This is a genomic window from Bacillus sp. FSL M7-0558 (genome assembly GCF_038003245.1).
Lineage (GTDB): Bacteria > Bacillota > Bacilli > Bacillales > Bacillaceae > Bacillus > Bacillus pumilus.
On record NZ_JBBOOU010000001.1, the window covers coordinates 574,763 to 599,334 of the forward strand.

General features: G+C 43.7%; 23 protein-coding genes, 4 tRNA genes and 3 rRNA genes. 22 read left to right on the top strand and 8 right to left on the bottom strand.

The window, feature by feature from the left end; translation table 11 throughout:
- Nucleotides 1-6 precede the first annotated feature (6 nt).
- Entirely contained in the window at nt 7-570 is a 564-nt protein-coding gene (locus MHB79_RS02840) for a helix-turn-helix domain-containing protein (protein ID WP_003214401.1), read from the bottom strand.
- Between the two features lie 111 nt (nt 571-681).
- Here MHB79_RS02840 and MHB79_RS02845 point away from each other — a divergent pair, with 111 nt between their 5' ends.
- Nucleotides 682-1,269 (top strand): LysE family transporter, encoded by a 588-nt coding sequence (locus MHB79_RS02845; protein ID WP_003214091.1) that lies wholly within the window; start codon nt 682-684, stop codon nt 1,267-1,269.
- Between the two features lie 4 nt (nt 1,270-1,273).
- Here the strand turns inward: MHB79_RS02845 and MHB79_RS02850 are convergent, their stop codons facing one another.
- Both MHB79_RS02850 and MHB79_RS02855 read right to left on the bottom strand, forming a co-directional pair.
- On the bottom strand, nt 1,274-1,825 hold the full coding sequence (locus MHB79_RS02850; protein WP_137055590.1) for a GNAT family N-acetyltransferase: 552 nt from the start codon (nt 1,823-1,825) through the stop codon (nt 1,274-1,276).
- 122 nt (nt 1,826-1,947) lie between these two features.
- Nucleotides 1,948-2,841, bottom strand: coding sequence for a LysR substrate-binding domain-containing protein (locus MHB79_RS02855; protein WP_322000128.1), 894 nt, complete (start codon nt 2,839-2,841; stop codon nt 1,948-1,950).
- A 162-nt stretch (nt 2,842-3,003) separates the two neighbouring features.
- Here MHB79_RS02855 and MHB79_RS02860 point away from each other — a divergent pair, with 162 nt between their 5' ends.
- From MHB79_RS02860 to MHB79_RS02870, 3 genes are all read left to right on the top strand, one after another.
- Complete coding sequence (locus MHB79_RS02860; RefSeq protein ID WP_050945658.1) at nt 3,004-3,993, top strand: aldo/keto reductase family protein; 990 nt, start codon at nt 3,004-3,006, stop codon at nt 3,991-3,993.
- A 152-nt stretch (nt 3,994-4,145) separates the two neighbouring features.
- Nucleotides 4,146-4,331: a CsbD family protein gene (locus tag MHB79_RS02865; RefSeq protein ID WP_003213978.1), complete on the top strand. Its 186-nt coding sequence runs from the start codon at nt 4,146-4,148 to the stop codon at nt 4,329-4,331.
- 148 nt (nt 4,332-4,479) lie between these two features.
- A complete protein-coding gene (locus MHB79_RS02870) occupies nt 4,480-5,142 on the top strand; it encodes an O-methyltransferase (RefSeq protein WP_106066398.1) in 663 nt (220 codons plus the stop codon).
- A gap of 36 nt (nt 5,143-5,178) precedes the next feature.
- Here the strand turns inward: MHB79_RS02870 and MHB79_RS02875 are convergent, their stop codons facing one another.
- Both MHB79_RS02875 and MHB79_RS02880 read right to left on the bottom strand, forming a co-directional pair.
- Nucleotides 5,179-5,499: an AzlD domain-containing protein gene (locus MHB79_RS02875; protein WP_106030211.1), complete on the bottom strand. Its 321-nt coding sequence runs from the start codon at nt 5,497-5,499 to the stop codon at nt 5,179-5,181.
- Complete coding sequence (locus MHB79_RS02880) at nt 5,496-6,221, bottom strand: AzlC family ABC transporter permease (protein WP_003214127.1); 726 nt, start codon at nt 6,219-6,221, stop codon at nt 5,496-5,498. The genes MHB79_RS02875 and MHB79_RS02880 overlap by 4 nt, the downstream gene beginning before the upstream one ends.
- A 293-nt stretch (nt 6,222-6,514) precedes the next feature.
- Here MHB79_RS02880 and MHB79_RS02885 point away from each other — a divergent pair, with 293 nt between their 5' ends.
- Nucleotides 6,515-7,390: a DMT family transporter gene (locus MHB79_RS02885; RefSeq protein ID WP_034620208.1), complete on the top strand. Its 876-nt coding sequence runs from the start codon at nt 6,515-6,517 to the stop codon at nt 7,388-7,390.
- A 72-nt stretch (nt 7,391-7,462) separates the two neighbouring features.
- The gene (locus tag MHB79_RS02890) at nt 7,463-8,482 is read left to right on the top strand and encodes a S66 family peptidase (protein WP_251191069.1); all 1,020 of its coding nucleotides are present in this window, start codon (nt 7,463-7,465) and stop codon (nt 8,480-8,482) included.
- A gap of 36 nt (nt 8,483-8,518) precedes the next feature.
- On the opposite strand, the gene gltP is transcribed toward MHB79_RS02890, so the two are convergent.
- Nucleotides 8,519-9,769, bottom strand: coding sequence for a glutamate-aspartate/proton symporter GltP (gltP, locus tag MHB79_RS02895; RefSeq protein WP_034620243.1), 1,251 nt, complete (start codon nt 9,767-9,769; stop codon nt 8,519-8,521).
- A 369-nt stretch (nt 9,770-10,138) separates the two neighbouring features.
- Here gltP and MHB79_RS02900 point away from each other — a divergent pair.
- The 12 genes from MHB79_RS02900 to tsaD all read left to right on the top strand — a co-directional run bounded on the left by MHB79_RS02900 (nt 10,139) and on the right by tsaD (nt 19,429).
- A tRNA-Arg gene (locus MHB79_RS02900) sits at nt 10,139-10,215 on the top strand.
- Nucleotides 10,216-10,226: 11 nt separating this feature from the next.
- A tRNA-Gly gene (locus MHB79_RS02905) sits at nt 10,227-10,300 on the top strand.
- Nucleotides 10,301-10,480: 180 nt separating this feature from the next.
- A 16S ribosomal RNA gene (locus MHB79_RS02910) occupies nt 10,481-12,029 on the top strand.
- Between the two features lie 182 nt (nt 12,030-12,211).
- Nucleotides 12,212-15,142: ribosomal RNA gene (locus tag MHB79_RS02915) — 23S ribosomal RNA — on the top strand.
- A gap of 61 nt (nt 15,143-15,203) precedes the next feature.
- Nucleotides 15,204-15,319: ribosomal RNA gene (gene rrf / locus MHB79_RS02920) — 5S ribosomal RNA — on the top strand.
- Together the 16S, 23S and 5S rRNA genes with 4 tRNA genes alongside form the textbook arrangement of a ribosomal RNA operon.
- 18 nt (nt 15,320-15,337) lie before the next feature.
- Nucleotides 15,338-15,414: transfer RNA gene (locus MHB79_RS02925), tRNA-Met, on the top strand.
- 48 nt (nt 15,415-15,462) lie between these two features.
- A tRNA-Asp gene (locus MHB79_RS02930) sits at nt 15,463-15,539 on the top strand.
- A gap of 277 nt (nt 15,540-15,816) precedes the next feature.
- Entirely contained in the window at nt 15,817-16,794 is a 978-nt protein-coding gene (thiL, locus tag MHB79_RS02935; RefSeq protein ID WP_268458095.1) for a thiamine-phosphate kinase, read from the top strand.
- Between the two features lie 13 nt (nt 16,795-16,807).
- Nucleotides 16,808-17,284, top strand: a complete 477-nt coding sequence (gene tsaE / locus MHB79_RS02940; RefSeq protein ID WP_003214433.1) for a tRNA (adenosine(37)-N6)-threonylcarbamoyltransferase complex ATPase subunit type 1 TsaE — start codon at nt 16,808-16,810, stop codon at nt 17,282-17,284.
- Nucleotides 17,265-17,954 carry a tRNA (adenosine(37)-N6)-threonylcarbamoyltransferase complex dimerization subunit type 1 TsaB gene (gene tsaB, locus MHB79_RS02945; RefSeq protein WP_339206726.1) on the top strand — a complete coding sequence of 230 codons (690 nt, stop codon included), beginning with the start codon at nt 17,265-17,267 and terminating at the stop codon, nt 17,952-17,954. The genes tsaE and tsaB overlap by 20 nt, the downstream gene beginning before the upstream one ends.
- A gap of 25 nt (nt 17,955-17,979) precedes the next feature.
- Complete coding sequence (gene rimI / locus MHB79_RS02950) at nt 17,980-18,408, top strand: ribosomal protein S18-alanine N-acetyltransferase (RefSeq protein WP_003214231.1); 429 nt, start codon at nt 17,980-17,982, stop codon at nt 18,406-18,408.
- Entirely contained in the window at nt 18,401-19,429 is a 1,029-nt protein-coding gene (gene tsaD / locus MHB79_RS02955) for a tRNA (adenosine(37)-N6)-threonylcarbamoyltransferase complex transferase subunit TsaD (protein WP_340988916.1), read from the top strand. Before rimI ends, tsaD begins: the two co-directional genes overlap by 8 nt.
- 271 nt (nt 19,430-19,700) lie before the next feature.
- Here the strand turns inward: tsaD and MHB79_RS02960 are convergent, their stop codons facing one another.
- Nucleotides 19,701-21,623, bottom strand: a complete 1,923-nt coding sequence (locus tag MHB79_RS02960; protein ID WP_137055477.1) for an ABC-F family ATP-binding cassette domain-containing protein — start codon at nt 21,621-21,623, stop codon at nt 19,701-19,703.
- A gap of 139 nt (nt 21,624-21,762) precedes the next feature.
- Here MHB79_RS02960 and moaC point away from each other — a divergent pair, with 139 nt between their 5' ends.
- Genes moaC through tatC form a run of 4 tightly spaced genes read left to right on the top strand, consistent with a single transcriptional unit; the run spans nt 21,763 to nt 23,895 of the window.
- Nucleotides 21,763-22,254: a cyclic pyranopterin monophosphate synthase MoaC gene (moaC, locus tag MHB79_RS02965; protein WP_003214058.1), complete on the top strand. Its 492-nt coding sequence runs from the start codon at nt 21,763-21,765 to the stop codon at nt 22,252-22,254.
- Between the two features lie 15 nt (nt 22,255-22,269).
- Entirely contained in the window at nt 22,270-22,923 is a 654-nt protein-coding gene (locus MHB79_RS02970) for a redox-sensing transcriptional repressor Rex (protein ID WP_003214118.1), read from the top strand.
- 27 nt (nt 22,924-22,950) lie between these two features.
- Nucleotides 22,951-23,130 (top strand): twin-arginine translocase TatA/TatE family subunit, encoded by a 180-nt coding sequence (locus tag MHB79_RS02975; RefSeq protein ID WP_003214302.1) that lies wholly within the window; start codon nt 22,951-22,953, stop codon nt 23,128-23,130.
- Nucleotides 23,131-23,145: 15 nt separating this feature from the next.
- Nucleotides 23,146-23,895, top strand: coding sequence for a twin-arginine translocase subunit TatC (tatC, locus tag MHB79_RS02980; protein WP_003214196.1), 750 nt, complete (start codon nt 23,146-23,148; stop codon nt 23,893-23,895).
- Nucleotides 23,896-23,937: 42 nt separating this feature from the next.
- Here tatC and MHB79_RS02985 read toward each other — a convergent pair whose 3' ends face one another.
- Nucleotides 23,938-24,561: an NUDIX hydrolase gene (locus tag MHB79_RS02985; RefSeq protein WP_340988919.1), complete on the bottom strand. Its 624-nt coding sequence runs from the start codon at nt 24,559-24,561 to the stop codon at nt 23,938-23,940.
- Nucleotides 24,562-24,572 lie beyond the last annotated feature (11 nt).

The window sequence follows — 24,572 nt, forward strand, 5'->3', positions numbered from 1 at the left end:
AGCCTGTCAGCTTTTTTCATGAGGATAATAAAGAATCATTTGCAGCCGGACCATTTGTTCTCCGGTTTGTTTATATGCATGCGTACGGTCCGCTTTAAAACGAATGGAGTCGCCGGCGTTTAAGCTGTATTGCTCATCTCCAATGGATATATCAAGCGCTCCCTCAAAAACGGTAATCAATTCCTCTGTCCCGCCAATGTGTTCATTTGCATGCAGCGACCCGCCAGGATCAATTTCTACTCGGTACACTTCAAATTTCCCCCGGTTATCAAAAGGAAAAGTCGTATATACGCGATATCGCCCATCATCTTCCGTTAAAATCTGTGCATCTTCATTGCGTACTACTTTGATTTCAGGCTGTGGTGCGTGAATGAGCTCACTAAAAGATACCTTTAATCCGTTGGCGATTTTCCATAAAGTCGTGATGGTAGGGGTTGATTCTCCTCTTTCAATTTGTCCAATCATGGTTTTGCTGACACCTGTTAATTCTGCCATCTTTTCGAGGCTTAATTTCTTTTGGTCTCTAAGAAGCCTCACATTTTTAGAAATAATCGATTGTACATCTTCCATGAAAAAAACTCCTTTCTCTATTTACTTTATAAAGACCGAACGTTACAATAAAACGTAACATACGCAATAAAGTAATTAAAGTCTTAATAACGTACAAGGGAGGCGGCAACTATGATTCTTTCTATGTTGATCTATGCTTTTGTGAGCAGCTTTACCCCAGGGCCAAACAACATCATGGCCATGGTCTTTACGAATAAATATGGGGTCAAGCAAACATTTCGATTTTGTTTAGGTGTGGGTATCGGATTTCTCGTTATTTTGTGTTTGAGTTGCTTCTTTAATATCATTCTTTATCAAGTGATGCCGAAAATAGGCTGGGTCATGGCGTTCATCGGAGCTGCATACATGATTTATTTAGCGGTCAAAATCATGAAAAGTAAAGGCGGGGATGACGAAACACTTGATCGTTACAATCATTTTGTCCCTGGTATGATGCTGCAATTTATCAACCCAAAAGCGATCTTGTATGGATTGACTGTGATTTCAACATTTGTTTTGCCATATGGACAATCGAATATGCAGTATGTCATATGGACGCTGATTCTCGCACTTATTGGATTTCTCGGTACATTTAGCTGGAGCCTATTTGGCTCTTTGTATAAGCGCTTTTTGACTGCTTATGAAAGACCGTTCCAGTATGTCATGGGGCTGCTTCTAATATACAGTGCGATTTCAATGGTATGGGGTTATGTGATGTAAGTAGTCAGAAGCTTGGCCGCTGCCTGCCCATCACAACAGTATTGTAATAAAGTCCATCTGCCAGACGTTTATCCTTTTTTAATACCCCTTCAATCAGAAAGCCATGGTGCTCATATAACCGAATGGCTTTTTGGTTCGTTTCTAGCACTTGAAGTGACATCTTCTGGATGCCTTGCTGATCAGCCCAGTCAATAGAAGCGGCTAAAAGCTCTTTGCCAATGTGATAGCCCCAAACATCCTTTTGAATGGCGACCCCAAAAGTCACTTTGTGAGCAGAGCGCTTGAGTGAATGTCCCTCACATCTGGAGAAACCAACAATTTCTCCTTCAATATCAGCGACCAAAAATAAATGCCTGCTTTTTTTGGTATCATCTTGAATCAACACCTCAAAATCTTTTTCATGAAGAAAGGCTTCGCCTGGTTCACGGTCTAAATATTCTGTTTCACCATCAATTTTCAGTCTGAGCGCTGATAACTGCTTGGCATCGCCAATTGCAGCAGACCGAATACGATAGGTCAAGTCACGAACGGTGAATATGTTTTCAGAGATAATCATAGAACACCAACCTTTCTTTCCATTATGTCTATCATACCTGAAACGTGTACATAGCAGGTGAAAGCTTTTAAGTCTGTCTTATAGATCATTATTTTTTAATCCAGCTGACCCTGGCTGGATTTTCATGATTTAGACTGAGAACTTAAATAGGCTTCTCTCACAACTGTTAAAAAGTGGTCAGCGACGGTTGATGTTTCATCTTGTCTCCATGAAACATATAAATTTACTTTTGGTGTAGTTTCTTGGATTTTTCTATAAACAACCCCTGAACGTTTTACGCTTTCTACTGAGGATGGAACCACAGAGATTCCCATTCCTGCAGCAACTAAATTCACAATCGTATGCATTTGAATAGCTTCCTGAACTACGTTTAAACTTATGCTATTTTCCCAAAAGTAGCTGATAATTAAATCATAAAAAGCTGCACCTAGATGACGTGGAAACATGATAAATGGTTCATTGGCTAATAAATGAATTGGAACTTTGGGAAATGAAGCTAAAGGATGATTTTCTGGCAAAACCAAGCTTAATGATTCCTCACAACAAATTTCTGAGGTAAGTATCTTATTATTTTGGTTAGAACGAATAAATCCTATTTGAATTTCTTTCTTATATAGTGCTTTTAACTGCTGTTCTGTAGCCATTTCACATAAGACAAGATGGATGTTAGGGAAACTTTCTCGAAACCTTTTAATAATATCAATCACAATATCAGTAGAATCAACGAAACCGATCGTCAAATGACCTATTCTTCCGTCATCTGCAAGCTGTGTTGCTTTAATCGTTCTATCTACTTGAAGAAGCGTACGGCGGGCTTCTTCTAAAAATACTCTCCCCGAATCTGAAAGTTCAACCTGTCTTTTCGTTCTATGAAAAAGCGTAACACCTAACTCTTCTTCTAATTTGCGAATTTCTTGACTTAATGGAGGCTGTGCCATTTTAAGACGTTCAGCTGCCCGGCTAAAATTTAGTTCTTCAGCAACCATGATAAAATAACGTATTTGTCTCAGATCCATTTTTTAAGCCCCCTATAAATTTCAACCTTGCTTATTGTGTTTTTTTAATGGAAATATTTTTAGTTATATAAAATATATATATATTTATCTGAATATATATATTATACATATTAACGGCCTCTTTTTATAATGAAAGTATTCTTTCAAAAGGAGGGCATTATTATGGAGTATAGTAAACTTGGAAATAGTGGATTAACAATTAGTAAACTTGCATACGGAAACTGGATTAATCATGGTGGTAAGATAAATGAAGAAACTGCCCATGATTGTGTGAAAGCTGCTCTTGATGTTGGTATTACGACGTTTGATACTGCTGATGTTTATTCAGACACCAAGGCTGAAGAGATACTAGGCAGGTCTTTAAAAGGGATCCGGCGGGAGAGCATTGAACTATGTACAAAAGTATGTCATCCAACCGGTACTGGGAAAAACGATAGAGGATTATCACGCAAGCATATTTTGGAAAACTGTCATGCCTCTTTGCGACGTTTACAAACGGATTATATTGATATTTACTATGCACACAGGTTTGATCCAACTACACCTCTGGAAGAAACGATGTTAGCTTTCGCAGATTTAGTAAGACAGGGGAAAGTGAACTATATTGGTGTAAGTGAGTGGACAGCAGAACAAATTACTCGAGGGGCAGCGCTTGCACGAGAGCTAAAAGTCCCCCTAATTGCCAGCCAACCTCAATACTCCATGTTATGGAGAATCATTGAAAGTGATGTAATACCGACCTGTCAGCGCGAAGGACTTGGCCAGGTAGTATGGTCGCCTTTGGCCCAGGGAATCCTTACTGGAAAGTACCTCCCAGGAAAATCACTTCCGACTAATTCGCGTGCTAACTCACCTGCTGGAAAACCCTTTTTTAAAAACCTTGCTCAACGCTGGATGAATAATAATACCTTAGAGGCGATCCAAAAGCTTAAGCCCATCGCACAAGAGGTTGATCTTACTCTCGCTCAGCTTGCAATAGCATGGGTACTGCAAAATCAGAACGTTTCTGCAGCAATTATCGGTGCATCTAGTCCAGAACAGGTGAGGGAGAATGCTTTAGCATCTGAGGTGAAAATTGAAACTGAGATGATGAATCAGATTGACGAAATTCTAGGTGATCTTGTTGAGTACGATCAGAGTAAAACAGGTTAAAGCTTTTAAGTCTATCTTATAGATCATTATTTTTAATCCAGCCGACCTTGGCTGGATTTTCTTGTTGCTGTAGTTTCTTGGATCGCACACTCAGATGTTTTGTATCTGTGAAAAAGGCTAAATGAATAGTATCAAACGTGGAGGTGGAACAAATGAGTGAAGAAAAAGGACATATGGATAAAGCGAAAGGAAAAACAAATCAAGCCAAAGGTCAATTGAAAGAGAAGCTTGGCGAAGCAACAGATCATCAAAACCTGAAAGCAGAAGGGAAAAAGGATCAAGCCAAAGGAAAGCTTCAAGATAAAAAAGGGGATTTGAAAAATCACCTGAACCAGTAAATCCGAAAACATGGCACTGCTTCATGTCTCCATCATGACATGTCTTTCATCAATAAAATGAATAGATGTGTGAAAAGAATTGATTATACGCGCTCGCTATCATCATGTAGACTTGAGACAGAAGACATGATCAAGGGAGATGGTTGAGATGAAGCAAGTGTGGGAGAAAGTTGACGAGTATATCACAGACAAGTTGATTCCTAAAGATGATGTTTTGGAGCAAGCTCTTACTCATAATAAGCAAGCAGGCCTGCCAGAAATTGATGTGTCACCAGCTCAAGGGAAAATGCTTTATTTATTAGCAAAAACCAAGAATGCAAAGCGCATTTTAGAGATCGGGACACTTGGTGGATACAGTACCATTTGGTTGGCGCGTGCTCTTGAAGAGGATGGAGAACTCATCACATTAGAGGCTGTCAGCCACCATGTACAGATTGCGCAGCAAAACATTAGTAGAGCGGGCTTATCGGAACGGGTGAGCATTTTGCAAGGAAAGGCATTGGATACGCTATCTCAGTTAAAAGAGAGGGATGTGCTTCCATTCGATTTGATTTTCATTGATGCAGACAAACCGAACAACCCGAAATATCTAAAGTGGGCGTTACACTTCTCAAAAAAGGGAACAGTCATTATTGCAGACAATGTCGTCAGAAATGGAGCAGTCCTTCATGACTCTGATGGGGATGAGCGAGTTCAAGGAACTCGTGAATTTTTCAATTTACTCAAACAAGAGTCAAGAATAGAGGCTACAGCCATTCAAACTGTTGGTGAAAAGGGTTACGATGGATTTGTATACGGAATCGTAAAATGAAACAAAGCTTAACCACATGCGGTTAAGCTTTTTCTTTTAAAAAAACCATCTGGCAGTCCCCATCAGCAGGACGCCTACAAGAACAGTAAGTGATAAGCTCTTTGTCCAAACGGCGATCACGACGGTCGGAACCAAGACAGCAAGGTACATCCAGTGAATGGTGACACCTGTTGTGGTATGAATGAACAAATGCTCTGCAATTAAAGCCGTAAAGATACAAATGGGAATAAACGATAACCACTTGAGCACCACTTCAGGCAGCTCGATACTTCGTACAAATATAAAGGGAACGACCCTTGGAATCACAGTGACAATCATACAGCCGAGAATGAGCCACATCATAAAACTGCTGATCATTTATCTGTCACCACCCCAATGGTTGCGACAATTATGGTGGCTAATAGAACAGCCACGTGTGATGGAACAAAATGAAGCAGGACAAACATCGCAACGACCATATACAAAACAAGTGACAGGCGATGGGTTAATTTACTTTTAGGCACAGTTTGCAAAGAAAGAACCAGCAGTGCAGCAAACATAGCGGAAAGAGCAAAATCAAGACCAAGTGCTTCAGGATTTGAGATCCAGTGTCCAAAAATGCCGCCAAGTATACAGGCAGCAATCCAGCACAAATAAGCCGTTATGTTCAGCCCGTGCATCCACCGGTTATTCAGCTTTCCATGCTGAGCTAATTTATTCATGGCTACGCCAAAGGATTCATCAGTCAGCAATAGACCGAATCCAATATTTTGTTTTAAAGAGTAGCGTGTAAAATGAGGAGCCAGCGTCAGGCTTAGTAATAAATGACGCAGATTCACAATAAATGTAGTGAGAATAATAGCGGAAAGGGGGCTTCCTGTGACAAGCAGTGCACAGATAATAAACTGTGAAGCACCTGCGTAAATAAAGATTGCTAGAAGCGCAATGTCCCATAGGCTCAACTGTGCGCTAATTCCAACAATTCCAAAGGCAAACCCGATACTCATATAACCAAGCAGGGTTGGCACACAATCTTTTATTCCCTCGAGAAATGGTTCATGTTCCGTGCTGGGAATATGTTTTCTAGCTTCAATATCCAACGACCTCTACTCCTTTTCTGCGTGACGACCTACAGTTTTACTTACTATATGAAAACGAATTTAGCATGTCAATATCCCCTTATCTTCTATTATATAAAGAAAAAAGGCGCAAAAAGGATTGAAGTTAGCCAGAATCTGTTATAAAGTATCAGAAAATAAAAAAAATGGAGTGACGACAATGCTGTGCAAACCTTTGTTTGAACATGATGTTCCAAATGCCCTCCGTCCATAACGGAGAGTGATCTCCGTTTGTGGATATGGTATTCAAAATATCCAATAACGGAGGGAAAATGATGAATGAAAAATATATAGGCGCCCTTTACCTAGCAATCGCAGCAAGTATTTGGGGCGGCATGTACGTTGTTGTCAAAGTAACAGTAGCGGTTGTTCCGCCACTTGAACTCGTCTGGATGAGATATGCTGTAGCAGGAGTCGTGTTGGTGATCACCATTTGGCGCTTGGGCTATTCCTTTCGATTAGATAAAAAAGATATCCCCCTTATGGTGTTGATTGGGCTGATCGGAAATTTCCTTTCAATCGTGACCCAAGAAATTGGGACGATGTATACCTCTGCACAAATGGGGGCTGTTATTACATCTGCAACTCCTGCGTTTATGGTGCTGTTTGCTTTCTTTCTATTAAAAGAAGCCATGACTGTTCGAAAGTGCGCATCCATCCTGCTTGCTACAGCAGGTGTATGGCTCATGATTGGACCAGTTGCAGTACAGACAGATGAATTTGTCGGTGGTCTTTCATTGGTCTTCGCTGCTTTAACATGGGCGCTGATGTCTGTTTTGCTCAAACGTGTTCCAGGAAAGTATCCTCAGGTGGTGACAACCACATATGCGATCATCATTGCATTTATTGTTTTAACACCGCCTGTATTATTTCGTTTACCTCACCTAGATGTGGAACAGATGGCAAGGCCGGAGATTTGGGGCGGTATTCTTTATCTAGGCATCATCTCAACAGCTCTAGCATTCTTTTTATGGAATAGAGGGCTTCAATTAATGGATGCCTCAAGCGGCGGTTTGTTCTTTTTCTTTCAACCGATCGTAGGTGCCGTTCTTGGCTGGCTGCTTTTGGGAGAAGAAATGGGATTACGCTCATTCATTGGCATTCTATGTATCTTTGCAGGTGTCTATACTGTGCTGCGTCAAAAGGAATAAAAGAAGATGTCCCTTGTAATAGGGGCATCTTCTTTATAAATGAGAGATTGAGAGAGGATGGAGGGAAATAGGATGATACAATTTCCACAATTACAAAAAGGACAAACAATTGGCGTCACAGCACCTTCCTCAGGTGTACAGCCGTCTTTGCATGACATGTTTCAGCTCTCATGCGAGCGAATGAAAAAAAGAGGCTATGATGTCATATGTGGAGATACGGTATGGCACCAGGAAAAGGCAAAATCAGCTCCTGCCGTAGAACGAGCAAAGGAGCTTCAGTACATGATGACCTGTGATGAGATTGATCACATCATCCCGCCATGGGGAGGGCAGCTTCTGATGGAGGTGTTAGAGCACCTTGATTTCTCATCGATGCAAAAAAAGTGGATTCTTGGTTACTCGGATACGAGTGCGCTTCTGCTGGCGTTAACTTTAAAAACAGGCATTGCCACTGCGCATGGACCGAACCTAGTAGATCTTCAGGGAGAAGAGCTTGATCAAACGACTGTCATGTGGGAAGAAGTACTTTCAACAAAAGGGGAAATGGACATCAGCCAATATTCTTCATCAATGTATCAAAAGGAATGGCAGTATGACAATCCGATTGAACATGTTTTTCATTTAACAGAACCGACCGCATGGCATACGGTTGATCGACAAGAAAAGATGGTAAAGGGGAGGCTAATGGGCGGCTGTATTGATGTCATACGCCACTTAGCTGGGACGCCTTTTGGAGATGTCAAAGCTTTTCAAAAAACATTCTTAAAAGATGAACCAATTCTCTGGTACTTTGAAAACTGTGAATTAAATGCTGTAAGCGTGAAGAGATCGCTTGTTCAATTGAAACTAGCAGGATGGTTTGACCATTGTTCAGGTATTATGTTTGGGCGAAGTGCAGTAGATGTGCCTGTGGAAGGGTATCAGTATCATGATGTATATGAAGAATTACAAAAGGAATTAAAAATCCCCATTTTTTACGATATAGATTGTGGGCATGTCCCGCCGCAAATGACGCTGGTTAATGGCGCATATGCAGAAGTGCAGCTGCAACCTCAAGGCAAAGCGGTCCTAAAGCAAGCATTTTTATCATAAGAAAAGGAAAGGGGAAGCCCTTTCCTTCATATAACACTACATTCCTTTTGTTTCTTCACCTGCTTTTGGAACTTCCCAAGCAGACTCGCGGAATACTTTCTCCCATTTCGATACGACAATACATGCAACGGCATGACCTGGAACATTCACACCTGTTCGTGCCATATCCATAATTCGATCGACACCGGCGATAATGGCGACGCCTTCTGCTGGAAGACCTACTGCATGGGCGGTTGCCAAAAGGACGACGAGTGAACCGGATGGCACCGCTGCAATCCCTTTACTCGTTAACACAAGAACAAGCATCATCAAAAGCTGCTGTGACAAACTCATGTCGACACCAAACGCTTGTGCAAGAAACACACAGGAAACCGATAAATATAAACTGGACCCATCACAATTGAGAGAAAGACCAGATGGAATGACAAAGGAGACAATTCTTTTCGGACAGCCGTATTTCTCCATTCGTGACATAAGCTGAGGAAGGACGGTTTCTGTACTTGTAGTAGAGAAGGCAACCAAGAACAAATCCCAAATCATTTTTAAAACTTCGAAGTAGTTAAAACGGAAGATCAGTGCGACCAGAGGGAACAAAGCAAAGAGAATAATGAATAAACCTAAAAATACAGTCCCAACAAGCTTCATCATTGGAATTAATAACACAATGCCATATTGACCAACAGAAGCAGCCATTAATGCAAGCACTCCAATAGGTGCTGTCACCATGACCATCTGCGTTAGCTTAAACATAATTTGTGCCACTGATTCAAAGAAGTTGAGAACAGGAGCGGATGCCTTACCGATACCGCTTGCCGCTACACCAAATAATATGGCGAAGAAAATGACAGCTAGTAAATCATTTTGAGCCATGACATCGACGATATTCGTTGGAATGATATCGAGTACCATTTGTTTAAAGTCGACGACTTTCTGCGTATAGCCGTCTAATTCACCAATATCTTTCTTAGCTAATTTAGAGAAGTCAAGGCCAACGCCAGGCTTTAGAACATTAGCCAGCAATAGACCAATTCCTAGAACGATGGTTGTGATGACCTCAAACCAAATGATCGTCTTTAATCCTAGGCTTCCCATTTTCTTCATACCACCACTGCCGGCTGCACCAATAACAATGGTAGAGAAAACGATAGGAACAACAATCATTTTAATCAACCTGATGAATCCATCTCCAATTGGCCTGAGAGCCATCCCGAAGTCAGGAAAGAAATGGCCGATAAGAGCTCCTATCACCAAAGCGATCATGATTTGAAAAGCGACGAACTTTTTCATCATCTCCTACCCCCTTTAAATGCTTGGAAAATTTTAAGAATTTTCCAATAAATAAAAATTCTATGTGACCATGTTTTGTCCTCCTTTGGATTTAGAAAGATTTTATTTAAGAATCATTGGAATTATGAAGAAAGGGAAGAAAATAGGGCTATTGCATTTCTATTTATCTAAGAAAAAACGACTTTTTAAAAAACATGAAACTTTTTTAGAAAAATGTATTGACCCTTTTATGTGATCCATGGTATATTTTTATTCGTCGCTGATGACGTATTTGAAACAAAGACATTCAAACACATGCGACAAACAAATCTCAAAAAGATATTGACTTGATAAAAACGATATGTTAAGATAATTAAGTCGCCTGATTAAGCGCCCGTAGCTCAATTGGATAGAGCGTTTGACTACGGATCAAAAGGTTAGGGGTTCGACTCCTCTCGGGCGCGCCAATACAAACCACGCGGGTGTAGTTTAGTGGTAAAACCTCAGCCTTCCAAGCTGATGTCGTGAGTTCGATTCTCATCACCCGCTCCATTTTTTGAAATATGATCTTTGAAAACTAAACAAGACAAAACGTACCTGTTAATTCGAGTTTTTATAAAAAATCCTATGTTATATCATAGGTAGTCAGTCAAACGCTGACGAGGCAGGAAATGATCACATGCTAAGTTCGCTACATCGTGTAGCAACGCATGTGTGATATGCATCCTGCATACCTCGGAGAGTTTGATCCTGGCTCAGGACGAACGCTGGCGGCGTGCCTAATACATGCAAGTCGAGCGGACAGAAGGGAGCTTGCTCCCGGATGTTAGCGGCGGACGGGTGAGTAACACGTGGGTAACCTGCCTGTAAGATTGGGATAACTCCGGGAAACCGGAGCTAATACCGGATAGTTCCTTGAACCGCATGGTTCAAGGATGAAAGACGGTTTCGGCTGTCACTTACAGATGGACCCGCGGCGCATTAGCTAGTTGGTGGGGTAATGGCTCACCAAGGCGACGATGCGTAGCCGACCTGAGAGGGTGATCGGCCACACTGGGACTGAGACACGGCCCAGACTCCTACGGGAGGCAGCAGTAGGGAATCTTCCGCAATGGACGAAAGTCTGACGGAGCAACGCCGCGTGAGTGATGAAGGTTTTCGGATCGTAAAGCTCTGTTGTTAGGGAAGAACAAGTGCGAGAGTAACTGCTCGCACCTTGACGGTACCTAACCAGAAAGCCACGGCTAACTACGTGCCAGCAGCCGCGGTAATACGTAGGTGGCAAGCGTTGTCCGGAATTATTGGGCGTAAAGGGCTCGCAGGCGGTTTCTTAAGTCTGATGTGAAAGCCCCCGGCTCAACCGGGGAGGGTCATTGGAAACTGGGAAACTTGAGTGCAGAAGAGGAGAGTGGAATTCCACGTGTAGCGGTGAAATGCGTAGAGATGTGGAGGAACACCAGTGGCGAAGGCGACTCTCTGGTCTGTAACTGACGCTGAGGAGCGAAAGCGTGGGGAGCGAACAGGATTAGATACCCTGGTAGTCCACGCCGTAAACGATGAGTGCTAAGTGTTAGGGGGTTTCCGCCCCTTAGTGCTGCAGCTAACGCATTAAGCACTCCGCCTGGGGAGTACGGTCGCAAGACTGAAACTCAAAGGAATTGACGGGGGCCCGCACAAGCGGTGGAGCATGTGGTTTAATTCGAAGCAACGCGAAGAACCTTACCAGGTCTTGACATCCTCTGACAACCCTAGAGATAGGGCTTTCCCTTCGGGGACAGAGTGACAGGTGGTGCATGGTTGTCGTCAGCTCGTGTCGTGAGATGTTGGGTTAAGTCCCGCAACGAGCGCAACCCTTGATCTTAGTTGCCAGCATTTAGTTGGGCACTCTAAGGTGACTGCCGGTGACAAACCGGAGGAAGGTGGGGATGACGTCAAATCATCATGCCCCTTATGACCTGGGCTACACACGTGCTACAATGGACAGAACAAAGGGCTGCGAGACCGCAAGGTTTAGCCAATCCCATAAATCTGTTCTCAGTTCGGATCGCAGTCTGCAACTCGACTGCGTGAAGCTGGAATCGCTAGTAATCGCGGATCAGCATGCCGCGGTGAATACGTTCCCGGGCCTTGTACACACCGCCCGTCACACCACGAGAGTTTGCAACACCCGAAGTCGGTGAGGTAACCTTTATGGAGCCAGCCGCCGAAGGTGGGGCAGATGATTGGGGTGAAGTCGTAACAAGGTAGCCGTATCGGAAGGTGCGGCTGGATCACCTCCTTTCTAAGGATATATGGAGCAGCGTGCGTTTTCGTCTTGTTTAGTTTTGAAGGATCATTCCTTCAAGACATGTCTCTAGCGAGACAGGATTGTTCTTTGAAAACTAGATAACAATAAGTAATACATTCACATTGAATGCAATGCAAAGTTCATCACACATAGTGATTCTTTCTAAAGTAAGAAATGGTTAAGTTAGAAAGGGCGCACGGTGGATGCCTTGGCACTAGGAGCCGATGAAGGACGGGACGAACACCGATATGCTTCGGGGAGCTGTAAGCAAGCTTTGATCCGGAGATTTCCGAATGGGGAAACCCACTGCTCGTAATGGAGTAGTATCCATACTTGAATACATAGAGTATGAGAAGGCATACCCGGGGAACTGAAACATCTAAGTACCCGGAGGAAGAGAAAGCAAATGCGATTCCCTGAGTAGCGGCGAGCGAAACGGGAACAGCCCAAACCAAGAGGCTTGCCTCTTGGGGTTGTAGGACACTCTATACGGAGTTACAAAGGAACGATATAAGCGAAGAGGTCTGGAAAGGCCCGCCAAAGAAGGTAACAGCCCTGTAACTGAAATGTTGTTCTCTCCAGAGTGGATCCTGAGTACGGCGGAACACGTGAAATTCCGTCGGAATCCGGGAGGACCATCTCCCAAGGCTAAATACTCCCTAGTGACCGATAGTGAACCAGTACCGTGAGGGAAAGGTGAAAAGCACCCCGGAAGGGGAGTGAAATAGATCCTGAAACCGTGTGCCTACAAGTAGTCAGAGCCCGTTAAAGGGTGATGGCGTGCCTTTTGTAGAATGAACCGGCGAGTTACGATCCCGTGCAAGGTTAAGCAGAAGATGCGGAGCCGCAGCGAAAGCGAGTCTGAATAGGGCGCATGAGTACGTGGTCGTAGACCCGAAACCAGGTGATCTACCCATGTCCAGGGTGAAGTTCAGGTAACACTGAATGGAGGCCCGAACCCACGCACGTTGAAAAGTGCGGGGATGAGGTGTGGGTAGGGGTGAAATGCCAATCGAACCTGGAGATAGCTGGTTCTCTCCGAAATAGCTTTAGGGCTAGCCTCAAGGTAAGAGTCTCGGAGGTAGAGCACTGATTGGACTAGGGGCCCCTACCGGGTTACCGAATTCAGTCAAACTCCGAATGCCGATGACTTATCCTTGGGAGTCAGACTGCGAGTGATAAGATCCGTAGTCGAAAGGGAAACAGCCCAGACCGCCAGCTAAGGTCCCAAAGTATACGTTAAGTGGAAAAGGATGTGGAGTTGCTTAGACAACCAGGATGTTGGCTTAGAAGCAGCCACCATTTAAAGAGTGCGTAATAGCTCACTGGTCGAGTGACTCTGCGCCGAAAATGTACCGGGGCTAAACGTATCACCGAAGCTGCGGACTGTTCTTACGAACAGTGGTAGGAGAGCGTTCTAAGTGCTGTGAAGTCAGACCGGAAGGACTGGTGGAGCGCTTAGAAGTGAGAATGCCGGTATGAGTAGCGAAAGACGGGTGAGAATCCCGTCCACCGAATGCCTAAGGTTTCCTGAGGAAGGCTCGTCCGCTCAGGGTTAGTCGGGACCTAAGCCGAGGCCGAAAGGCGTAGGCGATGGACAACAGGTTGATATTCCTGTACCACCTCCTCACCATTTGAGCAATGGGGGGACGCAGGAGGATAGGGTAAGCGCGGTATTGGATATCCGCGTCCAAGCAGTTAGGCTGGGAAATAGGCAAATCCGTTTCCCGTAAAGGCTGAGCTGTGATGGCGAGCGAAATTTAGTAGCGAAGTTCCTGATTCCACACTGCCAAGAAAAGCCTCTAGCGAGGTGAGAGGTGCCCGTACCGCAAACCGACACAGGTAGGCGAGGAGAGAATCCTAAGGTGATCGAGAGAACTCTCGTTAAGGAACTCGGCAAAATGACCCCGTAACTTCGGGAGAAGGGGTGCTTCTTAGGGTGTTAAAGCCCCGAGAAGCCGCAGTGAATAGGCCCAGGCGACTGTTTAGCAAAAACACAGGTCTCTGCGAAGCCGTAAGGCGAAGTATAGGGGCTGACGCCTGCCCGGTGCTGGAAGGTTAAGAGGAGCGCTTAGCGTAAGCGAAGGTGCGAATTGAAGCCCCAGTAAACGGCGGCCGTAACTATAACGGTCCTAAGGTAGCGAAATTCCTTGTCGGGTAAGTTCCGACCCGCACGAAAGGCGCAACGATCTGGGCACTGTCTCAACGAGAGACTCGGTGAAATTATAGTACCTGTGAAGATGCAGGTTACCCGCGACAGGACGGAAAGACCCCGTGGAGCTTTACTGCAGCCTGATATTGAATGTTGGTACAGCTTGTACAGGATAGGTAGGAGCCTTGGAAACCGGAGCGCTAGCTTCGGTGGAGGCATCGGTGGGATACTACCCTGGCTGTATTGACCTTCTAACCCGCTGCCCTTATCGGGCAGGGAGACAGTGTCAGGTGGGCAGTTTGACTGGGGCGGTCGCCTCCTAAAATGTAACGGAGGCGCCCAAAGGTTCCCTCAGAATGGTTGGAAATCATTCGCAGAGTGTAAAGGCACAAGGGAGCTTGACTGCGAGACCTACAAGTCGAGCAGGGACGAAAGTCGGGCTTAGTGATCCGGTGGTTCCGCATGGAAGGGCCATCGCTCAACGGATAAAAGCTACCCCGGGGATAACAGGCTTATCTCCCCCAAGAGTCCACATCGACGGGGAGGTTTGGCACCTCGATGTCGGCTCATCGCATCCTGGGGCTGTAGTCGGTCCCAAGGGTTGGGCTGTTCGCCCATTAAAGCGGTACGCGAGCTGGGTTCAGAACGTCGTGAGACAGTTCGGTCCCTATCCGTCGCGGGCGCAGGAAATTTGAGAGGAGCTGTCCTTAGTACGAGAGGACCGGGATGGACGCACCGCTGGTGTACCAGTTGTTCTGCCAAGGGCATCGCTGGGTAGCTATGTGCGGACGGGATAAGTGCTGAAAGCATCTAAGCATGAAGCCCCCCTCAAGATGAGATTTCCCATTCCGCAAGGAAGTAAGATCCCTGAAAGATGATCAGGTTGATAGGTCTGAGGTGGAAGCGTGGTGACACGTGGAGCTGACAGATACTAATAGATCGAGGACTTAACCTATATTCTAATGTGAAGCTTGAACATTGTTATCTAGTTTTGAGAGAACATTCTCTCCATCAGGTTTGGTGGCGATAGCGAAGAGGTCACACCCGTTCCCATACCGAACACGGAAGTTAAGCTCTTCAGCGCCGATGGTAGTTGGGGGTCTCCCCCTGTGAGAGTAGGACGCCGCCAAGCTTGTTATATTTATATCGTCGCGGGGTGGAGCAGTTCGGTAGCTCGTCGGGCTCATAACCCGAAGGTCGCAGGTTCAAATCCTGCCCCCGCAACCAAATTATTTTATATACCAATGGGTAGTGCTCAGTGAGTGCAACCAAAATGGTCCGGTAGTTCAGTTGGTTAGAATGCCTGCCTGTCACGCAGGAGGTCGCGGGTTCGAGTCCCGTCCGGACCGCCATTTTTATGACTTGTAAACGAAAACGTATAGTTTCGTTTTTTTTTATGTCTTTTTCTTTTCATACGTATCCAATATACATTGAATGGCGTTGTGTTTGGTTACACGTTATGTAAAAAGAAAAGATAGATCACTTCAACCCAGCCTGGTTTTTTCATACCAGGCTTTCTTTATATCATTTTTAATTGAAACTGAAACTCATATTGGCTTACACTAATACTAATTATGTCTGACATCGTGTCTATTCAATCAATTGATTGCATGAAGGGGCTGTCTTTTTATGGATGAATTTGATCTTATTCGCCGAATTACACCAAAAGAAACACATCAGCGTTCTTTGGTTATGGGTATCGGAGATGATGCAAGTGTTTATCAACCTCATTCACATTGTGAAGAGGTCGTTTGTGTTGATACAATGGTGGAGCATGTTCATTTTCGCTTTGATTTTTCCACACCTTTTGAGATTGGCTTTAAAGCACTAGCGGTCAATGTCAGTGATATCGCCGCAATGGGAGGAACCCCAAAGTATTATCTTGTATCAATTGCGATCCCGCCTCATGGTGATGAGACGATCGTTTCAGCTCTTTACGAGGGAATGAGAGCATTGGCTGATATTTATCATATGGATTTGATTGGTGGAGATACGGTTGCCACTCGAAGTGACTTTGTCATTACAGTGACGGTCATTGGCGAGGTACCAAAGGGAAAAGCTTGTTATCGTCACAGTGCTCAGACAGGAGACGTCGTCTTTGTCACAGGTGAGCTTGGTTCATCAGCTGCTGGATTATCACTTTTAATGAACGAAGTAGCCCCTCCCAAGGCAGTCGACACAGCCTTTTTTCTTGAGCGTCATAAAAAGCCTCAGCCCCACATTGCTGCTGGCCTCATTTGCTCAAGCTTCCCGCGGGTCACCTTGAATGATGTGAGTGATGGATTAGCGAGTGAGCTGAATGAGATAGCCGAAGCGAGTCGTGTGACGATAGAGATAGAAGCAAACAAGCTCCCTGTACATCCAAATTTACCAGTGCTGCGTAAAGACTGGCTGGAATGGGTGTTATTTGGCGGGGAAGACTTTGTATTAACTGGTACAATTTCAGAGGCTGATTGGGATAGCTTTGAAATGCAATGTAGAAAAAAAGACATTCAAGTCAAACGCATTGGACAAGTCAAAGGTGATCAAGCAGCAAGCGTTCTATTAAAAGACAATGAACAGCAAACAATGTTAATGAAAAAAGGATATAATCATTTTAAGAAATGAGGTGACATCAACTGTGAAATTAACGTGGACGACAAAAGGTGCGGATGAGACGAAACGAATTGCCGCTGCATTGGCCAAACTTGTGATGCCAGGCGATGTTTTGACATTAGAAGGAGATTTAGGCGCAGGCAAAACGACTTTTTCAAAAGGTTTTGCAGGAGGCTTAGGGATTACCCGTATCGTCAACAGCCCTACCTTTACGATTATTAAAGAATATACCGATGGCAGACTGCCACTTTATCATATGGATGTGTACCGCATGGAAGATGCGGAAGAAGATATCGGGCTCGAAGAATATTTTGAGGGCGAAGGTGTATGCTTGGTTGAGTGGGCACATCTTATTGGACCTCAATTGCCTTCCTCCTACTTGAAAATAGAAATGCTAAGAACAGAACGTGAAGAAGAACGTCATCTTACGTTTAGTGCAAAAGGGGAACGCTATGAGACCCTTTGTAAGGAGATGAAAGAATTTGACCATACTGGCAATTGATACGTCAAACCATACACTAGGAATTGCCCTTGTCAAAGATTCCACAGTGATTGGTGAGAGCATTACGTATTTAAAAAAGAACCATTCCGTCCGAGCGATGCCGACTGTTGAGGCATTGATGAAAGAATGTGGTGTAGCCCCAAGTGAACTAAGTAAAATTGTTGTAGCAAAAGGACCTGGTTCCTACACTGGCGTCCGAATTGGTGTGACCATTGCCAAAACACTCGCATGGACGCTGTCTATCCCGATATCGGCTGTTTCGAGTTTAGAAACACTTGCGGCAAATGGTCAATACTTTGATGGATGGATCTCGCCACTATTCGATGCGAGAAGAGGACAAGTATATACTGGGCTATATACGTTTAAAGAAGGAAAAATCAAAGAGATCAAACCAGACCAAAATATCTTGCTCACGGATTGGCTTCATGAGCTGAAGCAGACAGGAAAGCCTGTCCTATTCCTTGGACAGGATGTGCATCTTCATGAAGAAAGCATTGGCTCCATTTTAGGAGAAACGGCTGTGATAGCGGAGGGAGCTTTTCATAACCCAAGATCTTCAATGCTTGCGTTTTTAGGGGCAGATCGTCCTGCTGAAGATGTCCATCAGCTTGTTCCTAACTATATTCGTTTGGCAGAAGCGGAAGTGAAATGGCTTGAAGGACAAAAATAATCTCAACATAACCGAGATTCGAAAAATGACGGTAGCGGACATTCCAGAGGTATATACGATTGAAGTGCATTCGTTTACTGCGCCTTGGAAAAAAGAATCATTTGTCTATGAGATTCTCCATAACCAGTACAGCCATTATTTCCTCATTGAAGAAGATGAGCAGCCTGTTGGCTATTGCGGGGTCTGGATCGTCATGGACGATGCACAAATTACGAACATTGCGATTCTCCCTGAGCATAGAGGAAAGGGTTACGGGGAAGCATTGCTGCGATATGTCATGGAATTTTGTAAAGAAAAAAAGACAGATCATCTTTCTTTAGAGGTGCGGGTGTCAAATACACCTGCACAATCCCTTTATGAAAAGCTTGGTTTCAGACCAGCTTCTATTCGAAAGAATTATTATACGGATAATGGGGAAGATGCATTGGTCATGTGGGTGAATATAAATGAGTGAACAAACAGATCGATTTATATTAGGTATAGAGACAAGCTGTGATGAAACAGCGGCATCTATTGTGAAAAATGGGAAAGAAATTGTAGCGAATATTGTCGCATCGCAAATAGAAAGCCATAAACGATTTGGCGGAGTTGTCCCAGAAATTGCTTCAAGGCATCACGTGGAGCAAGTCACCATCGTGTTAGAAGAAGTAATGGCACAGGCCAATATGAGCTTTCAGGATTTAGATGCCATTGCTGTCACAGAAGGACCGGGCTTAGTCGGTGCTCTTCTGATCGGTGTCAATGCAGCCAAGGCACTGAGCTTTGCTCATCAAATTCCTCTTGTTGGTGTACATCATATCGCGGGGCATATTTATGCAAACCAACTTGTAGATGAATTGCAGTTTCCATGTTTGGCTCTTGTCGTCTCTGGTGGACATACTGAGCTTGTACTAATGAAAGAGCACGGGTCTTTTGAGGTTATCGGAGAAACATTAGATGATGCGGCTGGAGAAGCATACGATAAAGTGGCCCGGACGATGGGTCTCCCGTATCCAGGCGGACCTCATATTGATCGGTTAGCACATCAAGGAGAGCCAACGATTAAGCTTCCACGTGCATGGCTTGAAGAAGGTTCCTATCACTTTAGCTTTAGTGGATTAAAATCAGCTGTTATTAACACACTACACAATGCATCTCAAAAAGGAGAAACAATTACTCCAGAGAATTTGGCAGCAAGTTTTCAAGCAAGTGTCATTGAGGTGCTTGTTGGGAAAACATTAAAAGCGGCTGAGGCCTATGGCGTCAAGCAGGTTGTCCTAGCTGGTGGAGTCGCTGCCAATAAAGGACTGAGAGAAGCTTTAACGACAGCATTCACGAAGCTTCCTGACGTGAAGGTCATTATTCCACCATTATCTCTTTGTACAGACAATGCAGCCATGATCGCTGCTGCTGGAACCATTGCGTTTGAAAAAGGTATAAGAGGCGATATGGCGATGAATGGCCAGCCGGGCTTACCGCTTGTCTCATATGAATAAAAACTCCTGTGGATACACAGGTTTTTTTCATTTTTAATGAAAGCGATTTATTCACAAGTAAACGTGATATATCCACAATTGTTAGAAAATTTCGTTTTAAAATGAAGTGGATGTGCACAAATACGTTCTTTTATGTGGATATGTGATTAAATCTCTGTGGATAAAGTGGATAAGTCCGATTTTTAAAAGAATAATAAAGAAGTTATTGTGGATATTAATGTGGATAAGAAATTTTCACTAAAAGAAAAAAGAGCACCCATTAGGGCACTCTTTACGATTCGGATAGCTCTTCCCACTCTGCGAAAAGGGATTCCAGCTCTTGATGAAGTGTATCGTTTTCTGTTTGAATGTTTTGGACCTTCTCGTGATCTTGAAAAATAGCAGGATCACATAGAAGCTCTTCATTTTCACCAAGCTTCGCTTCAATGACAGCAATCCGTTCTTCAATTTCCTCGATTCTGCGCTGCTTTTGTCTTTCTTTCTTTTTCAGTTCTTTTTCTTCCGCATAAGAAAGCTTTGCCGTTTCAACTGGCTTGGCTGCTTGTTTTTTCAGCGCTTCATTTTCTTGAATCGCTTCAAGCTCTAATTGTTCATTTTTCTTTTCAAGGTAGTAGTCATAATCACCGAGATACTCTTTTGTTTCTGTAGGCGACAGTTCGAATACTTTCGTTGCCAGACGGTTGATAAAATAACGGTCATGAGACACAAATAAGATGGTTCCTGGGTAATCAATCAGTGCATTTTCTAAAATTTCCTTACTATCTAAGTCTAAATGGTTCGTAGGCTCATCAAGTATCAGGAAATTGGCTTTTTGGAGCATCAGCTTTGCCAGGGCAAGGCGCGCTTTTTCTCCACCGCTTAATGCATGAACGGGCTTTAAGACGTCGTCACCGGAAAAGAGGAAGTTCCCTAAACATGTTCGAATTTCTTTTTCATTCATATGAGGATAGTCATCCCAAAGCTCATTCAGCACTTTTTTGGAGGATGTCAGTTTGGCTTGTTCTTGGTCATAGTAGCCGATTGTGACATGAGATCCAAAGGTGATGTCGCCTTTTACAGGCTTTATTGTGTTCGTTAACGTTTTTAAAAGGGTTGATTTCCCGATCCCATTAGGACCAATGAGTGCCACGCTATCCTCTCGTTTGATCTGAAAAGAAAGAGAGGATAGGAGCGGTGTTTTTTCATCATAACGAATGTCGAGATCATGTACCTTCAGCACATCATTGCCGCTTTGTCTCGTAATATCAAAATGAAAGTTTGCAGATTTTTCATCACCTAATGGCTTATCTATACGATCCATCCGTTCCAGCTGCTTGCGTCTGCTCTGAGCGCGCTTTGTGGTTGAGGCTCTTGCTAGGTTGCGATCTACGAAATCCTGAAGCTTTGAGATTTCTTCTTGCTGCTTTTCGTAAAGCTTCATATCGCGCTCTAGCTGCTCAGCTTTCAGATCAAGATACTTACTATAGTTGCCTGCAAACTTTTTCATGGCAGTTCTTGAGACTTCATAAACATGGTTCACCACTTTGTCTAAGAAGTAGCGGTCATGGGACACGATCAGAATGGCGCCTGTATAATTTTGCAAATACTGCTCCAGCCATGATAAGGTATCAATATCTAAATGGTTGGTCGGCTCGTCCAGAATTAAGAGTTCTGGTTTCATTAATAAGAGCTTTCCAAGCGCTAGACGGGTTTTCTGGCCGCCGCTTAAGGATTGAACGGTTGTCCCATCTTCAAAGTGACTAAAGCCGAGCCCATGAAGAATGGAGCGGACGTCTGCTTCGTATTGATAGCCGCCTTGGTCTTTAAATTCCTGCTGTAGCCTGTCATAGGTTTTCATGAGGGAATCTAGCTCAGAACCTGTAGAGGAAGCCATTTTCTCCTCGATGGTTCTCATCTCTTGTTCCATCTTTTTCAAATGATCAAAAACCGATAATAATTCGTCTTTTAACGTACGTGTAGACGTCACATCGGTATGCTGTGCTAAATAGCCGATCGATAGGTCTTTCGGTTTGATGATCTCACCTTGCTCGTAAGACAATTGACCGGCAATGATTTTCAAAAGGGTGGATTTGCCTGCGCCGTTACGACCTACAATGGCAATCCGATCCCTTGCTTTGACTTCCAATTTTATATTCGTTAAAACGGTATCAGCACCAAACGATTTGGACAGCTGATTCACTTGTAGAATCATCATGTAACTTCACCTCTGCTATAATATGTTAAGTGTAGCTTATCAGCAGTAAACCAGCAAATGTTACATACAATCGCCATATTCAAATGAAAGACAGATAGGAAAAAATAGTGTATCATTTGAGTGAGGGAGCGTTGAAAAGATGAGTCAATTTAGCCACTTTAACGAACAGGGAAGAGCAAAGATGGTCGACATTAGTGACAAATCGTCTACCGTGAGAACCGCCGTTGCTGCTTCTAGCGTTCGTATGATAAAAGAAGTGTTTCATAAAATAGAGCAGCGTGAAATTGGAAAAGGCGATGTGCTGTCTGTTGCACAGGTTGCTGGCATCATGGCAGCAAAGCAAACATCTACCATCATTCCAATGTGTCATCCGCTTGCACTAAAAGGTGTGGATATCTCCTTTGATTGGGAGGAAGACGGAAATGCGCACATTCTGAACATACAAGTACAAGTGAAAACAAAAGGAAGTACGGGTGTGGAGATGGAAGCGCTCACTTCTGCTTCAGTATGTGCACTGACTGTTTACGACATGTGCAAAGCGATTGATAAAGGCATGATCATCGGTCCTACCTATTTAATTGAAAAGACAGGCGGGAAAAACGGTGATTTTCACAGAGCATCTGATATTTAAGTTGGAGGACCTTATATGAATATAGATCAGTCAAAAATTCCACAAGCGACAGCCAAACGTTTGCCGCTATATTACCGTTTTTTAAAAAATCTGCATGCATCAGGAAAACAAAGGGTGTCATCAGCAGAGCTTAGTGATGCAGTCAAAGTGGATTCTGCTACCATTCGCCGAGATTTTTCGTACTTTGGTGCACTTGGGAAGAAGGGCTATGGCTATAATGTCGATTACCTTTTGACCTTCTTCAGAAAGACACTTGACCAAGATGAAATGACCAATGTCATGCTCATCGGTGTCGGGAATTTAGGGACTGCTTTTTTACACTATAATTTCATCAAAAACAATAATACAAAAATTTCAATGGCTTTTGACGTCAATGAGAGTAAAATAGGAAGTGAGATAGGCGGCGTGCCTGTCTATGATTTGGATAAGCTTGAAGAGCATGTTCAAGAGGTAGGAGATATTCCTGTTGCCATTTTGACAGTACCTGCCGTAGCAGCTCAACCCATTACAGATCGTTTGATTGCCCTTGGCATCAAAGGAATCCTTAATTTTACGCCGGCTCGATTGAATGTGCCGGAACACATTCGAATTCATCATATAGATTTGGCGGTTGAACTTCAGTCACTTGTGTATTTCTTAAAGCATTACTCTGTTACACAGGAGGATTGACGAAAAGGGGTAAAGGGGGTGGAGCAAATGGGTCCGATCGGTCCTGGAAGTTTGGTTCTGATTGCGATTGTTGCGCTCATTATTTTTGGGCCGAAAAAGCTTCCTGAATTAGGAAGAGCAGCAGGAGATACATTACGTGAATTCAAAAATGCCACAAAAGGTTTAGCTGATGATCAGGAAGAAAAAAAGAAAAAAGAAGATCAGTAGAATAGGATGAGCTTCATGAATGTCAAAGATATGCCGCTTATGGAGCATATTGTGGAACTGCGAAAACGTTTAGTGATCATTGCGATGTTTTTTGTCGCCTTTATGGTGGCTGGTTTTTTTCTTGCTAAGCCGGTCATTGTGTATTTACAAAATACCGATGAAGCGGCCACACTGACACTGAATGCATTTAAGCTCACAGATCCGCTGTACGTGTTTATGCAGTTCGCATTTGTCATCGCTTTGGTTTTGACGTGTCCCGTGATTTTATATCAGCTTTGGGCGTTTGTGAGCCCCGGCTTATATGAAAAAGAAAGAAAGGTGACACTTGCTTATATTCCGATTGCACTGCTTTTATTTTTGAGCGGTGTGGCTTTCTCTTATTTTATTTTGTTTCCGTTTGTCGTTGATTTTATGATGCGAATGTCGAATGATTTAAATGTAGAGCAAGTCATTGGGATTCATGAGTATTTTACATTTCTGATGCAGTTAACACTTCCATTTGGCTTTTTGTTTCAGATGCCCGTTGTGTTGATGTTTCTCACAAGACTTGGCATCATCACACCGATGTTTTTATCAAAAATACGGAAGTATGCCTATTTTGTCCTCCTTGTCATTGCCGCACTCATTACACCACCAGAGCTTGTTTCTCACCTCATGGTTACCTTGCCGATGCTCGTTTTATACGAAGTGAGTATCGTCATTTCGAGAGTGACCTATCGCAAAATGCAGCAAACAGAGGAGAAAGAAAGTTATGATGTCACATAAAAAAGCATCGTGATCCAAATAAGGGTCACGATGCTTTTTCTATTATGAAAGGAATTGATTGATCGCTTGAAATAGATGCTGATAATAGGAAGGCTCATGCGGGACAAAATCTTGTATACAGACTACTCTGCTTTTCTCACGTCGTTCTCCGAATTCATCAACTTCAAAGCCATCAAGCTGCATGTTTTCACATTTTCTTGTGAAAAGCTGCTGTGCATCCATTAGCTTTGCTCTGTAAAGTCCAGCGACTTCTTCCTTTTGTAATTGAATGTTCATCTGCTCTTCTTGATGGACGTAAAGATAGACATGGCAACATTCACGATCAGTAAAACCGGGTAGATGGATTTCCTCCTGTATAACACCTGCAAAGGCTAGATCTTCAAAAGGGACAGTAAGACCAAGCTCTTCTTCTACCTCTCTCACACCGTCAGAAGGCTGTTCATTTGCAAGAAGATGACCTGCTGCGGTGATATCAAAAAGAGAAGGGAAATCCTTTTTTGCGGGACTTCTTAGCTGAAAATAGAGATAGATGGTGTCATGTTCCTTTTTGAGAAGCCAAAAATGAAAGGTTTCATGCCAAAGGCCTTGGGCATGGATATCTGATCGGGCAGCGACTCCAATCGTTTCATGCTGCTCATTTAAGATGTTCAGTTTTTCTTGTTCCATGAAAACTTGTC

Excerpts from the sequence above, each read along its gene's own strand:
- MHB79_RS02875 (WP_106030211.1), bottom strand. The coding sequence starts at position 5,499 with ATGATCAGCAGTTTTATGATGTGGCTCATTCTCGGCTGTATGATTGTC.
- MHB79_RS02850 (WP_137055590.1), bottom strand. The coding sequence starts at position 1,825 with ATGATTATCTCTGAAAACATATTCACCGTTCGTGACTTGACCTATCGT.
- moaC (WP_003214058.1), top strand. The coding sequence starts at position 21,763 with ATGAGTCAATTTAGCCACTTTAACGAACAGGGAAGAGCAAAGATGGTC.
- MHB79_RS02865 (WP_003213978.1), top strand. The coding sequence starts at position 4,146 with ATGAGTGAAGAAAAAGGACATATGGATAAAGCGAAAGGAAAAACAAAT.
- MHB79_RS02960 (WP_137055477.1), bottom strand. The coding sequence starts at position 21,623 with ATGATGATTCTACAAGTGAATCAGCTGTCCAAATCGTTTGGTGCTGAT.
- MHB79_RS02975 (WP_003214302.1), top strand. The coding sequence starts at position 22,951 with ATGGGTCCGATCGGTCCTGGAAGTTTGGTTCTGATTGCGATTGTTGCG.
- MHB79_RS02985 (WP_340988919.1), bottom strand. The coding sequence starts at position 24,561 with ATGGAACAAGAAAAACTGAACATCTTAAATGAGCAGCATGAAACGATT.
- MHB79_RS02840 (WP_003214401.1), bottom strand. The coding sequence starts at position 570 with ATGGAAGATGTACAATCGATTATTTCTAAAAATGTGAGGCTTCTTAGA.
- MHB79_RS02860 (WP_050945658.1), top strand. The coding sequence starts at position 3,004 with ATGGAGTATAGTAAACTTGGAAATAGTGGATTAACAATTAGTAAACTT.
- thiL (WP_268458095.1), top strand. The coding sequence starts at position 15,817 with ATGGATGAATTTGATCTTATTCGCCGAATTACACCAAAAGAAACACAT.
- MHB79_RS02890 (WP_251191069.1), top strand. The coding sequence starts at position 7,463 with ATGATACAATTTCCACAATTACAAAAAGGACAAACAATTGGCGTCACA.
- gltP (WP_034620243.1), bottom strand. The coding sequence starts at position 9,769 with ATGAAAAAGTTCGTCGCTTTTCAAATCATGATCGCTTTGGTGATAGGA.
- MHB79_RS02845 (WP_003214091.1), top strand. The coding sequence starts at position 682 with ATGATTCTTTCTATGTTGATCTATGCTTTTGTGAGCAGCTTTACCCCA.
- MHB79_RS02885 (WP_034620208.1), top strand. The coding sequence starts at position 6,515 with ATGAATGAAAAATATATAGGCGCCCTTTACCTAGCAATCGCAGCAAGT.
- tsaD (WP_340988916.1), top strand. The coding sequence starts at position 18,401 with ATGAGTGAACAAACAGATCGATTTATATTAGGTATAGAGACAAGCTGT.
- MHB79_RS02870 (WP_106066398.1), top strand. The coding sequence starts at position 4,480 with ATGAAGCAAGTGTGGGAGAAAGTTGACGAGTATATCACAGACAAGTTG.
- rimI (WP_003214231.1), top strand. The coding sequence starts at position 17,980 with ATGACGGTAGCGGACATTCCAGAGGTATATACGATTGAAGTGCATTCG.
- MHB79_RS02855 (WP_322000128.1), bottom strand. The coding sequence starts at position 2,841 with ATGGATCTGAGACAAATACGTTATTTTATCATGGTTGCTGAAGAACTA.
- tatC (WP_003214196.1), top strand. The coding sequence starts at position 23,146 with ATGAATGTCAAAGATATGCCGCTTATGGAGCATATTGTGGAACTGCGA.
- MHB79_RS02970 (WP_003214118.1), top strand. The coding sequence starts at position 22,270 with ATGAATATAGATCAGTCAAAAATTCCACAAGCGACAGCCAAACGTTTG.